Source organism: Gammaproteobacteria bacterium, from assembly GCA_013214945.1.
Classification (GTDB): domain Bacteria; phylum Pseudomonadota; class Gammaproteobacteria; order Enterobacterales; family Psychrobiaceae; genus Psychrobium.
This window is the reverse complement of record JABSRT010000003.1, coordinates 87,143-102,420: the sequence shown is the minus strand read 5'-3', so window position 1 is coordinate 102,420 and position 15,278 is coordinate 87,143. Positions and strand designations below refer to the sequence as shown.

Genomic DNA, 15,278 nt, shown 5'->3' with positions numbered 1-15,278 from the left:
TTTTTAATGCGGAAAATGAAAGAAAATCAGTGATAATTCACAGCCTATTTTGGTCATAAACTACTTGATAAAATCAATAGTCACCTTATTTCTCAACAAAAATAACTTTCCATTTCTTATCGAAAATCTGTGATTCGATTGAGCAAAGTAATGCGTTTATTGTTGGTTGGTTAAATCTTTTATTGCATTTTAAGACGACCGTCTTTAAACTGCCTCGAGTTAAAAGGCAACAGGTTATTAATCGATGGCAAGACCTAGAAAAAATGATCATTTAAAACAAAAGCTACTAGAGACAGGCATGCGTTTATTAATTGATAACGGCTACCATGGCACAGGCATCAAACAAATTCTTGATGCCGTGAATGTACCTAAAGGGTCGTTTTACAATTTTTTTACCAGTAAAGAACAGTTTGTTTCAGAAATTATTACTTATTATTCAACCGTTATTTCCGAAGAGTTTTCATCTTTTTTGAAAACGTTTAAAAACGAATCTGCGATTATTACTTTTTGGTTGTGTTTTCAAGAGAAAGTGAATACCAGTGAAAGTGGTGCGTGTTTAATCGGTGCTATGGCATCAGAAATCGCACAGTCTAGTGAGTTATGTCGCCGTACTTTAATTAACGTTGAAGCCGCTTGGATATCAACTCTCACGTTATTATTAAAATGTTCTCAACAACAAGGTGATGTTCGCAATGATCTCAAAGCAGAAGACTTAGCCTCATCTTTTTATAATCATTGGCAAGGTAGCTTACTTGAATTTCAAGTGAGCAATAATCCAGATATTGTTTTACATCGTTTAGCTACATTTGTTCGTCTGTTATTAACAGATCAAGGGCACACAAAGATGGCCTCCTGCTCTCATTATTTCAAGGATAACCTTAATGTCTAATAAAAGACTACTTACTTCATCCATTGTCATTACCGGCAATTATTCTGCTAAAAATCGATTATTTAAATCAGCGATGAGTGAACAGCTAGGAGACAACAATTTTGCGCCAACTCCTCAACTTGTGCATCTTTATGATATTTGGTCAAAAGGTGGGACAGGTGTATTGATCACAGGCAATGTGATGATCGATAGAACAGCTTTAGGTGAACCTAAAAATGTCGTGCTTGATAAACATTCTGAATTATCACTGTTCAAAGAATGGGCACAAGCCGGAACACAAAACAACACCCAAATATGGATGCAACTTAATCATCCAGGAAAACAAAGCCCAAAGTTCTTAAGCACAGAACCGGTAGCGCCATCGGCTATTCCACTAGCGAAAGCCTTACAAAGTAGCTTTAATACGCCTAGAGCGCTTAGTGAAAAACAAATATTGGCTATCATTGACGATTTTGCATTCGCCGCTGAGAAGGCACAGGAAACAGGATTTACTGGGGTGCAAATTCACGGTGCTCATGGTTATTTAGTCAATCAGTTTTTATCGCCTCATCACAATCGCCGCGAAGATAAGTGGGGAGGTAGTTTAGAAAATAGAATGCGCTTTGTTCGTGAAGTTTACCAAGCGATTAGGCTACGTGTAGGAAATGATTTTCCTATCGGTATAAAACTAAATTCTGCTGATTTTCAAAAAGGTGGTTTTAGTGCTGAAGACTCAATTCAAGTGATGAAAACCTTACAAGATGATGGCATAAACTTGATTGAGATTTCAGGGGGAAATTATGAAAAACCCAAGATGATGGGCGGTAATGTAAAATCGAGCACTGAAAAGCGTGAAGCATACTTTTTGGAATATGCTGAAAAAGCCAAAGAAGTGTTAACAATACCCTTGGTAGTAACGGGGGGGTTTAGATCGGCCCCCGCAATGGAGGAAGCGCTTAAATCAGGTGCCACAGATATGATTGGTATTGCCCGACCATTAGCGGTTGATCCTAATGTATCTAATAAATTACTCGCAAACGAATGTCATAAAATATCGTTGAAAACGTTAACCACGGGCGTTAAAACCTTAGACTTTATGGCGATGTTAAATATTACTTGGTACGAACATCAACTCAGTCGCATAGGCAATAAAAAAGCCCCTAAACCAAATATGAGCACTTGGCTCTCTGTCATAAAAACAATTTCAAGTATTGGATTAATCGCGTTTAAAAAACGTCGAGCTTAAATATTATTCGAACAACATTACAGGCTTGAGACGGTGCAACAAGTGCGCCTACTGGAAGCCACGCCTTATTACCACGGTATATCTCGCTGTGTTCGTCGTGCTAATGAACATCACTACCGCTGCTACAAAGGCGTTGGCTGATTTTAGTAAACATATAATAAATTACCTTCAGTAACATAACGTAACGAGTACTGGTGATGGTTTATTGCATCAAATTTTGACATTCTATTTATATTTTCCCGACAAATTAATTTTTTGGCACTACAAATAGTGTGAAATGGATTCCTAGATTAAATAATAGGGGGCTTTCTAGATATTTAGCACCTAAATTACTTGAGAGTCCTTTTTTATTTAAATGGTACAGTTTTTGCTTTTGAAATGTATTCTTAATAAAGGACCACAGGAGAAGGTGTGAAGATGCAAGTAACTAATTCAACGAATCGATATTCAAGTGTATTTGGAACAAGCAACCATCAAACAAAAGCAACGTCGAATGACAAAAGCGATTTTTCGACTAGCGAAAATACAACAACAGGCATTTCAATAAAGGGCACTGTTGAGCTTTCTTATAAATATGATTTTCTTAGCTTTGAAGAATTTTCGAAAATACCGGGAATGGCGGATAGAATAAATGAGATGGAAAACATCTCTCTCCATGATGGTTCACCACAACATATTCAGCAATATAAAGATCATTTTTCTAATGTAGCTAACCAGCAAGACACCAAAGCAATAATACGTGTTGGCGATGAAGTTGTTGCTATATTCCAACATACAGGCGGCGTTACTTCAAAGAGCAATTTTAGCAATTTAATTAATCAAGCTAATGGGGATATTGATACTTTAAATAATTTACTTACACAAAAATACGGGGAAGACTTTTCGATTGAAACCTTTGAACAAGGAAAAGGGCCGACTGGAGCTGAATCGTTTGAAATTTTTAATGGCTATAGTTTAAGCTCTTATGTTGATGAAGAAGTTCTAAATATGGAGAATAGTTACTACCTTAATTTACAAAAAGCAGATGACCTAGAAAAACAAAGAATTTTATACAACCATGCGCCACAAACTGCCGTATTTAAAGTGGGAGGTGAAATTGTTGGTAGCATAAACGAAAAAGGTTATGTGGATATTAATCTTAATATAAAAGAACAAGCTGATGCTAAAGGTATTGACAGAGAATCACTTAAACCGTTTTATAGCTACGACCAAATGCATGACACCGACACTGCTAGCATGATGGCTATGTTAAGTGAAGTTTTTGGTGAAGACGTTGAAGTTGAACAATTTAACCAAGACAATATGCCAACGTTAGCTCAAACAAGAAGCAAAGCAAGTGCACAAGTATTGCCGCTATAACGGCAATACTTTACCCAATTTACAATGTGTAAACGCAACTAAGTAGCTACCCAATCAAAAAGACTAAAAAAGTATGCTTTTTTGTCCCTAAAAATAGACATCGACACAACTATTTCTAAGGTGCTTTATACCCACAGCGAGGTAGAAGCCAATCCACCTTGCAACGGTATTAGATGTTCAACCTCATGTTTGCTCTGCTACTCCATTAATAATCAGTTCGCGTAACCAGCGATGGCCAGAGTCGTGTTCATAATGTTTATGCCACAGCAAAACATAGGCGCCTGGGGCCATCTCAATGGGCATTGGTAATACTTGCAACTTAAAACCGACTGCTAGCTTGGTTTTAGCTTGTGAAGTTTGTGATTTTAATTTTACTAAAACATACGGTATTAGAGGTAAAGATTATATTGAGTGTCACCATAAAAACCCTCTATCTGATACTAAAGTTGGAGAAAAAACTAAAACTGAAGATTTAGCACTTTTATGTGCTAACTGCCATCGAGTTATTCATAGATATAAGCCTTGGATAAGCGTTGAAAAACTAAAAGAGCAATTTAAAGGTCAACTTTAGCTATTTGGGGTTTACCATATAACAACACGCCCTGAGGTGGACAACAAGTTTAATTTACCCAATATTTGGGCGTTAAACCTACTAGTCGAGTCTGTGCATTGCTTTACGATACACGTCACTTTTGTCGCGTTTACCGACAGCTAACACAGTGACCGTGATGATTTTATCTTCGACGGTATAGACTAGGCGGTAGCCTGATTGGCGAAGTTTTATTTTATACATATTATCTGAACCAGACAATTTGGCAGAAACAACATGAGGGAAACTAAGCCGTTCTTGGAGCTTTTTCTTGAATTGATCCTGCAGAGTCGCGCCCAGTTTTTTCCATTCTTTTAAAGCACTCTTTTTAAACTCGAGATCATAGATCATCTATATTTACCGAAATGCTTGGTTCATTCATTCGTTCCGCTGCAATTGCGATAAGTTCTAGATCTTCTAATCTATCCATTAGTATTTCATACGCAGCCGCAGGAACACAATAAAAGGCAGGTTCATTTCTGTTTAGAACGGCAACAGGTTCACCAAATGCACTAGCTGCAACCTTCATAGGGTTTGCTTTTAATTCTGTGATACTTGCGGCAATTTCTGCCAAGATTCGAGTAGTCATAATAAGTCCTTTAATCGGTCTTTGATTAGGTCATTATAAAGTGATGTCGTAGGCTTAACAAGGAGCGTAAAAAGGGACTTATATGGACGCTCCCTCGCAGTCAAGGCATTAGTCTGACTTTTGTGTCGCGTTAGCTGCACTATTTTACCTTATTGAAAGCTATTAACCGTTGAATAAATCTAGTCTAAAGATGTTAAAAGAAAGATATTAAAAAGGGCACGGATAACTATTTAGCTAACAAATAACTAGTTAATTAATGAGTTAGATATTTCACCTCTTTTTATTAAATAGAAGACAGTACAAAATAAAGTCAGGTATCACTTCAAACGGGGCTTATTTTTTAGTGGCTAATTACCGTAGTAATGATTGATATCGGCACAATTCTTTTTAAGACGCTTTATATCCACACCGGTGTAGAAGCCAATCCACCTTGCAACGGTATTAGATGTTCAACCTCATGTTTTCTCTGCTACTCCATTAATAATCAGTTCGCGTAACCAGCGATGGCCAGAGTCGTGTTCATAATGTTTATGCCACAGCAAAACATAGGCGCCTGGGGCCATTTCAATGGGCATTGGTAATACTTGCAACTTAAAACCGACTGCTAGCTTGGCGACATGTCGCGCGGGGGCGCATAAGATTAAATCGCTGTGCTCGCATAAGATCATTGCGCTGTGAAAGTCGGGCATGTCTATGGCAATGTCGCGGTGCAATTGTTTTATTTTTAGCACTTCGTCAAGCAACCAATGTTCGACACCGCCTAACGTTACTTGGATATGGCGGTATTGCAAAAATGTCTCAATACTCCATGGTTTACTTAACGCAGGGTGGCCTTCTCGGACAAGGCATAAAGAGTGATCTTGTAATAGTTCGGCGTGGTTAATATCTGGCGGAATTTGATTAATATGTAACGCCGAACGCTGATCCCATTCGCGACAGGCAATGCCCATATCCACTTCGCATCGCTGCAGTTCGTTTAAGCTTGTTTTGTGCCAAGTTTGGGTTTTTAAGCGCACGTTTGGTGCTTGTGATAATAACTTGGGCATAAAGAAAGGCAGCGTTAAAGAGTAGGCCGCTTCTGACATATGCAAACTAAATTGGCGTTCACTTAGCGCTGGTTCGAATGCGTTAGGGCGAGTCAGTTGCTCTAATTGTTGAATAATCTGGCGTAACTGTGGCGCGAGTTCTAGTGTGCGTGGTGTCGGTTTTAAGCCTTGTGCCGTGCGTTCAAACAACGGGTCATCGAACATGGTTCTTAATCGTGATAAATGTTTGCTTACTGCCGATTGTGACAAGTTTAAACGATTGGCGGTTGCCGTAACATTGAGTTCCTCAAGTAAAATCTCTAACACTTTCAATAAATTTAAATCGAGCTTATTCATAACCGCCTAGACCTCGTTACATTCAGTATTCCACTTTGGAATAATCGTGGTGATGATAATTCATTTCTGCTCATATCGCTAATACCATATACTCCTGCCACTTGTTTTAGGAGATAGAGATGACCATTCGAAGTTCTTTGCCATTGTTGATGATAATGGTTGTTTTTAGCCCACTGGCGGTCGATTTGTTTTTGCCTGCGTTGCCGCTAATGGCGCAAGATTTTTCAGTATCGCTTAGCCAAATGCAATGGAGCATTAGCGCATTTTTGCTTAGCATGGGCATGGGGCAGTTAATTAGTGGGCCATTAGCCGACCGATATGGCCGGCGTCCTGTCGCCATTGGCGGCATTGTAATTTATGGGGTCGCATCACTGAGTTGTGTTTTTTCAACCAGTCTTGAAATGTTGTTAATGCTTAGAATAGCGCAAGGTTTTGGTGCGTGTGCAATTGTGGTTGCTGCTTTTGCCAGTGTCCGAGATAGGTATAACCCAATGCAAAGCGGGGTGATTTACAGTTATCTCAGCAGCATTACTTGTTGCGTGCCGGCTCTTGCGCCGTTGTTAGGTAGTGTGCTGACCGAGCATTTTGGTTGGCGCAGTAATTTTGAGTTAATGGCGTTTTATGCCGCCTTTGCTGTGGTTATTATTGTTTTTGCGTTACCTGAAACACGGCCAAGTAATACCCTTCTCGATAAAAAATTGCTTAGCATAAATCGATTTATGCCAATGCTTAAAAACCCGCTATTTGTGTTTAATGCAACCGTGGTTATGTTGACCATGTCGATAATTTTGGCTTTTGTGACCAGCTCACCAGCGTGGTTAATGATTCATTTAGGCGAGAGTCAGCAAGGTTTTGTTTTTTGGTTTAGTTGCAACGCCGCGCTCAATATTATTGCTTATTTTCTGGCACCAAAGGTATTAACCAAACTGGGCATTAGACCAACCATTGGGCTAGGCATGGTTATTATTCTGTGCGCGGGTTTGCTGATGTTAGCGTTGTTGCAATGGCAACATCCGTTTGCTTTTATGCTGCCAGTAATGATTAGTTGTTTAGGGATTTCGTTATTGATGGGCACTTGCACCGGGCAAGCGCTGTCGCCTTTTGGCGAGAATGCAGGTACTGCGTCAGCATTGTTAGGATTTATTCAAATGAGCGGGGCGGCCGTTGTGGTGTCTTTGTTGCAGTTATTGCCGCTTAATGCGCCAGAGCAATTAGCTTTGATGATTTTTACTTTTGTGCCTGTTTTTATCGTATGGAAACTGCCTAAGTCAAAAAGCGTTTTGTACCAAATTGCGTTGATAACAAAGCTGTAAGTCGTTATCACTTAGCCTTGGATTAACTGGTTATTTCAATCACAGCTGATAGTATTTAATAAGCACTTATTAAAAATATCCTGAAAATGTTCCGACAGACTATCCGGAATGTTTCAGCCTAGAGAGCCGTTAACGCTAATGAATAAATTTGCACCTGAGTATTCCAAAGAAGAACGCTTTGGCATATTAGTAAAAACCTTAGCTTGGTCTTTTGTTTTGTTTTTGATGGTGCAATATGTTTTTTTGCCATGGTTTGAAACATACGCAGAAAATGCCCATTGTTATAGTTATGGCGCTATAACAGGGACCGAGGTTGTGATTTATTTCTCTTTCGTCGGTTTACCGCTCATTGCTGGTTTAGGTTTTTTAGCCTTTACCGGCCCAAGAATTTATACAATATTGAAAGTTGGACAAAGCCCGCTGCCAGGAGAAAAAGTCTTTAAACCGACAAAATATGTCTACGGCTGGCGAGCTAAAGCACATTCTGCTTTGTTGGCATCGATAATTATTCTTTTTATTGGCTTTAGTATTCGTGGGGTCTTTTGGGCAGATGAAATGATCTTAAGCTTAAACACTAATGTGCAGGCTCAGTGCATACAAATCAGTTAAGTTGTTATTCTTATGTTTTAGCTGTGCCCTGAAAATTGTCTGTGAATATTCGAGTTCGGACTTTCTTACACGGTAGATAGTTGCCTGCCTGCCGTGCAGGCTAATAGGCACCGTTTAGTTGCAAAGCGATCCTTTGAGCGTTCTGTATCTTGTAACCTGCCATAAATAATATTTCATCTGATCAGCGACTTAATGATTGAACCGCTGAACAATCTCAATTATGGTCTTTAACTATTAAACCCTAGTTAGCTGGCCCCATTTCAGCACAGTCGGCAATGGATTATGTAGCACCGGTCGGTGATAAAGAGTCGACAGTGGCGCATACCATGTCGATTGTTTTACTTTATATTTAATAATAGCAATGCAGCCGATGCTGCGTAGCATCACTGATGCCTCAAGAGGAAAGCATGAAGATTGCAGTATTGTCTGACATTCACAGTAATGTGTTTGCCTTAGAAGCGGTTATTGCCGACGCAAAAAAACATTGTGTCGATACAATGGTAAACCTCGGAGATATTCTTTACGGGCCCATTGCGCCTAAAGCAACTTATGATCTGTTAATGCAACATCAAATGGTGACCATTTGTGGTAATCAAGATCGGCAAATATTTGAAGCGACCGCGGCTGAAATTGCTACAAACCCAACGATGAAATTTATTATTGACGATCTCGGCGTTGAACCTATAGCATGGATGAAGTCTTTACCCTTTGATGCTCAGTTAACGGACGATGTTTATTTATGTCATGGCACACCCGACGACGATTTAATCTATTTACTCGAAAACGTTGAGCTTGGTTATGCGCGTTTACGTGGCGACAGTGAGATTATTCAATTGTTAAAGGGGCAACAATCTAAACTCATTTGCTGTGGGCATACCCACACACCGAGAACGGTTGGTTTAACCACTGGGCAACTCGTTATAAACCCTGGCAGCGTTGGGCTGCAAGCATACACAGACGATGAACCTGTGGTGCATTCAATGGAAAGCTTTAACCCTATGGCGTCGTATTCAATCGTTGATAATACGTCGGGCAGCTGGAATATTCTGCATATTAAGGTGCCCTACAATGTCGAGCTAGCCGTGGCTGAATGTAATAAAAGAGCGAGAACAGATTGGGTGCACTTCTTAACCACTGGGCGGGCAGTGTAAGGTAAATCAGAAAAGCGTTTATGACTAGCATTTTGCTAGCGAGCTGGGCAGTAGCAAGCGCAAAGACATAGTCGCGGTAGAACGAGCCCCATTTATCCAACGTCGCATGGCTTTATTGCTGGTTTGCTAGCTGTTGCTAATTATCGAAGAGCGGGGATAATGACTGCTTTTCCCCGTCGTTATAATGTTGTTTGCCATGCGCTTAGATAAATTTGTTTGTAAAAGTACCGAGTTAACCAAAAGTGAAGCAACCGAGCTGATTAATGCTGGCCAAGTCAGGGTTAATGACGATGTTGTGACAACGCAAGCAACTCAGGTTCATGAAAACAACCAAGTAACGCTTAATGGGCAGCGGCTTAAAACGCGCGATTTTCGTTACATTTTATTCAATAAACCAGCCGATACTATTTGTTCAAACATCGATGAAGTTTATCCGTCTTTATTTAATTACATCAACGTTGATAATGTCTCTGAATTACATATAGCAGGGCGTTTAGACGCTGACACGACAGGTTTAGTGCTAATAACTGATGACGGACGTTGGTCGTTTAATATCACTCGTCCGAGCCAGCATTGTCAAAAAGTTTACCGAGTTGGTTTGTCTCAGCCCATTGGCGACGATGTTGCAGCGAGGTTTGCCAAGGGCGTTAAATTACAAGGTGAGCAGCAATTAACCTTGCCAGCAACCTTAGAGATTATCAGTGCTAAAGAAGTGCTGTTAACCATAACCCAAGGTAAGTTTCATCAAGTTAAGCGAATGTTTGCGGCTGTTGGCAATCGGGTTATTTCGTTACATCGTGAAAAAATTGGCCAAGTAACGCTAGATGTTGTACAAGGACAGTGGCGCTATTTAACCCCGGGCGAAGTGCAGTCATTTACCCGCTAAATTAGCAGTTACGTTCACTTGATATTAACGAAATAGAGGGAGTAGTATGAGAGCAAGTCTGAGATTAAAAGTTATTAAAGTCTGTGATGAAAAAATTGAGAAAAAAGGCACCAATGTTGGTTTGTCATTTTACGCTTTTTTCGCCAACAAAAATGATGATCCAGCGCTGTTAATGGAAGCCGCGCAATGGTGGATTATGACTCATAAATTAGATCACTTTGAAAAAGCAGTAAAAATTAAAAAAATGGTTGAAAGCCTTTAATCGTCTGACTTTTAGTAACCTAACAAGCCACATTAACAACAATAAAACACGCACGATTTTTAGTGTCTAATTTTAATTGATGCTTAGATGTGTGCTGAGTTTGATGTTAATGATGAGGTTAGTGTCACAGCTTAATGATTAAACGGAGCCAATTATGACCTCAAAACGCCAAGCGCAAATCTGTACGTTATTAAAAGGAATTGAAACAGGCGATCCCGCGTCTGTTGCCGTCGTTAATCCGAACAAATATATTCAGCACAATCCGCTAACTCACGAAGGCGGTGAAGGGTTGGCGGCGCTTTTTAAACGGATCGCTAAAAGCTCGCCTAAGGTCAATATCGTGCGTATTTTTTCTGATGGTGATTACGTGTTCGGACATACCGAATATGATTTTGCTAGCTCGAAAATTGGGTTTGAAGTGTTTCGATTTGAAGGTGAGCAAACTGTTGAGCACTGGGACAATATTCAATCACGCCAAGGGCCAAACTCGTCGGGACATAGCATGGTAGATGGCGAAGTTAATGTCTGTGATCTTGAACAAACTGAAATCAACAGGGGAGTTATTCAAGCATTTGTCGCTGACGTGCTAATCAATGGTCAAATTGATCGGCTGGCGGATTTTGTTTGTGCAAACTCTTACACCGAGCACAATGCTCGAGTGGCCGATGGCTTGCCAGCATTGCGCGCTGCTCTGACCGTTCAGAGTCATGACCAAGGCGTTAGCATTGAATACAAAAAGCGCCACCGAGTATTGGCTCAAGGTAATTTTGTGCTGTCGGTATGCGAGGGCTCTGTCGATAAGCGTGATACGTCATTTTACGATTTATATCGGCTCGCGAATGGCAAAATTGTCGAGCATTGGGATACGCGTGAAACCATTCCACCACGCAGTGAATGGAACAATGAAAATGGCAAGTTCTAACTTGAGCGCTAACAGAAAGGCGTTATAACAACACTTAAAAAAACCAGGCATGGTTAAATACCTGGTTTGATTAGGCAATAAATAGAGCGTGTTAAATTGCTATGTTAGATGCCGTTGTCGTTTTTGCTGCGCTTGATCTACTTTGCTTTGCATCCCACGCGGGTAGTCCTTTTGGTGCAATATACATTGCACCAACCACGTATGCGGTTGCTCAGGGTTTTGTCGCAAGCTGGCTGAAAACTCGTCTAACAGACTAGCAAAAGCATCGTTCGAGCTAATGTCTTGCCCTTTAATCATGACTGGGCCACTGCCTTGTTGGAACACCTCGATCAATTTACTGTATTGCCATGGTTGAACATGATTGTAAATATCGCCAGGGTTGTCGCTGCCCGGGGCATAATATTCGGCGTCGACCAACATTTGCTCTATGCCATAAAAGTTGTCGTTATTCATGACTAACACCAAGGCATTAGTTTGGCTGCGGATTAAGTCAGATAAGCCCTGCGCTGTTTCTTGAAATGAACCATCACCAATGCAAACAAGGGTAAATTCTGGGTGAGTCGCATTGGTCGTGACAGCAGCGTCTTTAATGGCATATTGCAACCCTGTGACCGCACCTAATGAATAACCAATAGACAACCAAGTCGACTGACTATAAAAACGACTAGGTTGCGGCTGATAGGTATTTTGAGAGCCGATTAAAGAAAAACCGGCATCAGATATTAGGTTGGCTGCTAAACCCGGTGCATCCGCCGAAATAGTGTCAGGTTGTTGTTCGCTTTGCCATAACCATTGGTTTAAGCGAGAAAATATGTTGTCGTAACAAAACCCTCTGTCTTCATCAACTTTCCACGCCAGTGAGCTATGATTTTCTGCTTCGACTATTGCAGGCAGTGGGGCTAAGTTATTCGCCAATTCAATATCGAGTTGCTCAACAAAATCGGCCAGTCCGACATTCGGAAAATATTGCGACCCAACCGTCACACTGTGTTTCATCGACATAACCCAGTCAGCGCCCATCACCCGGGTTCCGCCAACATTTTTGGAAGTACTCCAAGAGCCAAGACCAATGCGGCATCGTTGCTCATCATCAAAAAAGTCACTTACCGGCAACTGACTAGACGCGCCGGAATAAACACCTTTAAAGAAACTAGAGCTCTCTGCGATAACCCCTTTGCCCATCACTGAGCTACAAAAAGGTAATTCATATTTTGTGATCAGCTGCGAAACCTTGTCTTGAATCGCATAATGACTTATTTCATGCCCAACCCACAATACCGGCCCCTTGGGGTAATTTACCCGATCATTAATTAGGGCGGCGGTGGCTTTTGCGGCTTCTTGGGCATTAGTGATACTAAACTGGCGACCCTGTGCTGACAGTTCACCTTTGGGGCTGGCACAAAGCTCACTAAAGACGTTTTCGTTAATTTCTAGATAAACCGGTTTAGATTCCGTTAAACAGGCAGCAATAGCTGCATCAATAATCGCGGGCGCTAATCGTGCATTATTAATCTTAAGCGCGACCCCAGTGACCGCATGATAAGCGTCTAAATTACTGGTTTGTTTATCGGACATATGTGAGGTTAATAAATTAATATCACGTAAGCTAAGTTGCTGGGCATAGGTGGGAGCGGCATTGATAACCAAAATTGGTACGCCTTCAACATAGGCGCCACTAATCGGGTTAATAATGCTTAACGCCCCGACACCGTAAGTGACGCCAACGACGGCAAAACCATGACGGCGTGCATACGCGTCAGCGGCATAACCAATATTCATTTCATTGGTGCCGCCAACCCATCGAATGCCGTGCTGTGCAAATTCGCTAATGCAAGGCCCTAAGTAATTGCCCGGCACCCCAAAAAAGGTGCCTACTCGCTGCTCGTTTAAACGAATAGCGAGGTATTTTGCGACGGTTATCTGGTTCATAGCGTCGCTTCCTTTTTGCTCGTAGTCGCTGTAGCTGTTGTTTGGGTCGCTAACGCGCTATGTACTTCAAGGCTAACCCGCACAGCAGACTCTATCGCGCCTTCAATCCACGCATGTTTAAGCGACGTATGCTCACCAGCAAAGAAAACGTTACCTTCCGGCGTTGGGATATGTGGGTGCAAGTTGACCATTTGCCCGGGAGTAAAGATAGCCGCTTCACCAAAGGCATATGGGTTGCGCGCCCAGCTTTGAGTGGTGCCAGTATTATTAAAGAATAATTTGATCCGCTCTCCGTGAAAAATACATAACTCATGCAAGGCAAAACGTAATCGTTCTGTGCTATTTAACGCGTCCCAGCGCACAGCGTCGTCGGCCCACGTGTAGGCGGCTAAAATTACCCCACCGCTGAGCTCTGCGCCGCGATCATCTGGATTATAAGGTTCGGCCAAATCATTTTCGTAACTAGGATGCGACGGATAATAGATAAAACGAGATGGACCATCGCTGATCGAGCCGCCACCTTGAATGCTTGTTGGCGGTAAAGTGGTTAATTCATCCAAATAAGCTTGTTTTTGGACTGGATCAGATACTTTGTTAATTTCTTCGAGCCATTTAGCATGATCAAATTCCCACCAACGTTGTTCAAAATCAAGCAGCACCTTGGTTGCAGAATCATAATGCAATTCAGTGATCGCACGGCGTTTAGCAAAACTAAATTGTGGCGCAATATCAACAAAGCGTAAACTTGAAAAGGGCATGGTTAATACTAAGGCATCACCGGTATGTTGCTGACCATCAGCAATCAGATCTTCATTGGAGGCCGAGGCATCACTAGATTGTCGCTCGTCAACTGAGATAGCAGTGACTTTATTATCATGCTGCTTAATCGCAATGACGCGTTGTCCACTATGCAGATTTAACTTGTCGGTGGTACCGTTATAGTGCTCATATATCGCCGCTGGTAAACGCCAGCTACCACCGACAAATTCATAATAGCTATTGTTCGGGCTAATATCGAACCGACCAAGAAAACTATGCAGCAGTGCTAATGGTAATCTGGAGGTTAGATTTTCCAAGGTACCAATTAGGGCTATTTGCTCTTCGGTTAACGGCACTTGCACACCAGTACCTGATAGTGTTGGTACAGTGGCTTCTTCACGTAAATAACGCTGTAACGAGTAGTTATCGAATTTTTCAATGAGGTCGGCCCATTTTTCCAAATACTGCTGACGGCGCTCATCGTTGTTGGTGACAGTGTCACCGACTTCGATCATATCTCGTAATGGCTCAAAGGCTAGATTGACTAGGCATGATGCCGTACGTGTGTCGGTGACCTCAAATCCGTTATTAACTTTTAAACGACCATCAAAGGTATCGCTTTGCTGGCTAGAATTATAATAGGAATTTTTCTGTACTCGATTGCCATTGGTACTGATCCATGCCGGATCTGTTTTCACTGAAGGGCTGTCTTGTGGTTTATTGGGATCAATACCGACCAGCTTAAAGGTACGATAAGGCAGCACTAACTTTTCATGGCTTAAGTATTTTAGTAACTGATGAGTCATCGGCATGCGCATAGCACCCGCTTCGGCGTATAAACCGTCTTGGTGAAAATGTTTGTTGTTTGGATCTGACGGCTCAAGATCAACACTTTTTTGTTGATTAGTAAATGTTTTTACTCGACCGCCTATTCGGGTATTAGCCTCAACCAATTTAACATCGGCCCCAGCGTCAGATAACAAACCTGCACTAATTAACCCAGCGATCCCCGCACCGACCACCACCACTTTTTTACCTTTAATTGCTGCTTGTTGTTGCACGGTTTGTGGAATGCCGTCTCGCAGCACATCTTCGTAAAATTCTATGGTCGGGTTAGGGATCGTTGTGTTTACATTTTTTGGGGCTGGTGTTTCTAAAAGTAATTGTTCAGCCAATTTAAAATATTTATTGTCAGACATACAGTTCTTCTCCATAAGATGAATTTTAGGTTTAATAACTAAAAATCAGTATGTTAATAATGATGTTGGGTAACGTTAGTGAGTGTTTAGCGAATAATCTTGTTGAGAGTAAAAAGACACTGCCAACGGGCTATAAAAAGTATTAAACATATCGCGATAAATACATATTACAGCGCCATTACACGGAGCAGCTTTTAGCATTAACTATTTGAAAT

General features: G+C 41.3%; 15 protein-coding genes. 10 read left to right on the top strand and 5 right to left on the bottom strand.

Annotation, left to right across the window (positions count from 1 at the left end; genetic code table 11):
* Positions 1 to 244: 244 nt before the first annotated feature.
* From HRU23_02445 to HRU23_02430, 4 genes are all read left to right on the top strand, one after another.
* A complete protein-coding gene (locus HRU23_02445) occupies positions 245 to 889 on the top strand; it encodes a TetR/AcrR family transcriptional regulator (GenBank protein NRA52980.1) in 645 nt (214 codons plus the stop codon).
* Positions 882 to 2,114 carry an NADH:flavin oxidoreductase/NADH oxidase family protein gene (locus tag HRU23_02440; protein ID NRA52979.1) on the top strand — a complete coding sequence of 411 codons (1,233 nt, stop codon included), beginning with the start codon at positions 882 to 884 and terminating at the stop codon, positions 2,112 to 2,114. Before HRU23_02445 ends, HRU23_02440 begins: the two co-directional genes overlap by 8 nt.
* Before the next feature lie 417 nt (positions 2,115 to 2,531).
* Positions 2,532 to 3,473, top strand: coding sequence for a hypothetical protein (locus HRU23_02435; GenBank protein NRA52978.1), 942 nt, complete (start codon positions 2,532 to 2,534; stop codon positions 3,471 to 3,473).
* Between the two features lie 295 nt (positions 3,474 to 3,768).
* Positions 3,769 to 4,044 carry an HNH endonuclease gene (locus HRU23_02430; protein NRA52977.1) on the top strand — a complete coding sequence of 92 codons (276 nt, stop codon included), beginning with the start codon at positions 3,769 to 3,771 and terminating at the stop codon, positions 4,042 to 4,044.
* 81 nt (positions 4,045 to 4,125) lie between these two features.
* On the opposite strand, the gene HRU23_02425 is transcribed toward HRU23_02430, so the two are convergent.
* From HRU23_02425 to HRU23_02415, 3 genes are all read right to left on the bottom strand, one after another.
* The gene (locus HRU23_02425; GenBank protein NRA52976.1) at positions 4,126 to 4,413 is read right to left on the bottom strand and encodes a type II toxin-antitoxin system RelE/ParE family toxin; all 288 of its coding nucleotides are present in this window, start codon (positions 4,411 to 4,413) and stop codon (positions 4,126 to 4,128) included.
* Entirely contained in the window at positions 4,403 to 4,651 is a 249-nt protein-coding gene (locus HRU23_02420) for a type II toxin-antitoxin system Phd/YefM family antitoxin (GenBank protein ID NRA52975.1), read from the bottom strand. Before HRU23_02420 ends, HRU23_02425 begins: the two co-directional genes overlap by 11 nt.
* A gap of 455 nt (positions 4,652 to 5,106) precedes the next feature.
* Positions 5,107 to 6,033, bottom strand: a complete 927-nt coding sequence (locus tag HRU23_02415; protein NRA52974.1) for a LysR family transcriptional regulator — start codon at positions 6,031 to 6,033, stop codon at positions 5,107 to 5,109.
* A gap of 119 nt (positions 6,034 to 6,152) precedes the next feature.
* Here HRU23_02415 and HRU23_02410 point away from each other — a divergent pair, with 119 nt between their 5' ends.
* The 6 genes from HRU23_02410 to HRU23_02385 all read left to right on the top strand — a co-directional run bounded on the left by HRU23_02410 (position 6,153) and on the right by HRU23_02385 (position 11,176).
* On the top strand, positions 6,153 to 7,346 hold the full coding sequence (locus HRU23_02410) for a multidrug effflux MFS transporter (GenBank protein ID NRA52973.1): 1,194 nt from the start codon (positions 6,153 to 6,155) through the stop codon (positions 7,344 to 7,346).
* 138 nt (positions 7,347 to 7,484) lie between these two features.
* Positions 7,485 to 7,955, top strand: a complete 471-nt coding sequence (locus HRU23_02405; GenBank protein ID NRA52972.1) for a hypothetical protein — start codon at positions 7,485 to 7,487, stop codon at positions 7,953 to 7,955.
* Between the two features lie 407 nt (positions 7,956 to 8,362).
* Positions 8,363 to 9,106 carry a metallophosphoesterase family protein gene (locus HRU23_02400; GenBank protein NRA52971.1) on the top strand — a complete coding sequence of 248 codons (744 nt, stop codon included), beginning with the start codon at positions 8,363 to 8,365 and terminating at the stop codon, positions 9,104 to 9,106.
* A gap of 196 nt (positions 9,107 to 9,302) precedes the next feature.
* Entirely contained in the window at positions 9,303 to 9,992 is a 690-nt protein-coding gene (locus tag HRU23_02395) for a pseudouridine synthase (protein NRA52970.1), read from the top strand.
* A gap of 46 nt (positions 9,993 to 10,038) precedes the next feature.
* Positions 10,039 to 10,254 (top strand): hypothetical protein, encoded by a 216-nt coding sequence (locus tag HRU23_02390; protein NRA52969.1) that lies wholly within the window; start codon positions 10,039 to 10,041, stop codon positions 10,252 to 10,254.
* A 154-nt stretch (positions 10,255 to 10,408) separates the two neighbouring features.
* Positions 10,409 to 11,176 carry a hypothetical protein gene (locus HRU23_02385; protein NRA52968.1) on the top strand — a complete coding sequence of 256 codons (768 nt, stop codon included), beginning with the start codon at positions 10,409 to 10,411 and terminating at the stop codon, positions 11,174 to 11,176.
* Positions 11,177 to 11,275: 99 nt separating this feature from the next.
* Here HRU23_02385 and HRU23_02380 read toward each other — a convergent pair whose 3' ends face one another.
* Entirely contained in the window at positions 11,276 to 13,105 is a 1,830-nt protein-coding gene (locus HRU23_02380; GenBank protein ID NRA52967.1) for an alpha-keto acid decarboxylase family protein, read from the bottom strand.
* On the bottom strand, positions 13,102 to 15,063 hold the full coding sequence (locus HRU23_02375) for an FAD-dependent oxidoreductase (GenBank protein NRA52966.1): 1,962 nt from the start codon (positions 15,061 to 15,063) through the stop codon (positions 13,102 to 13,104). Before HRU23_02375 ends, HRU23_02380 begins: the two co-directional genes overlap by 4 nt.
* Positions 15,064 to 15,278: the final 215 nt, after the last annotated feature.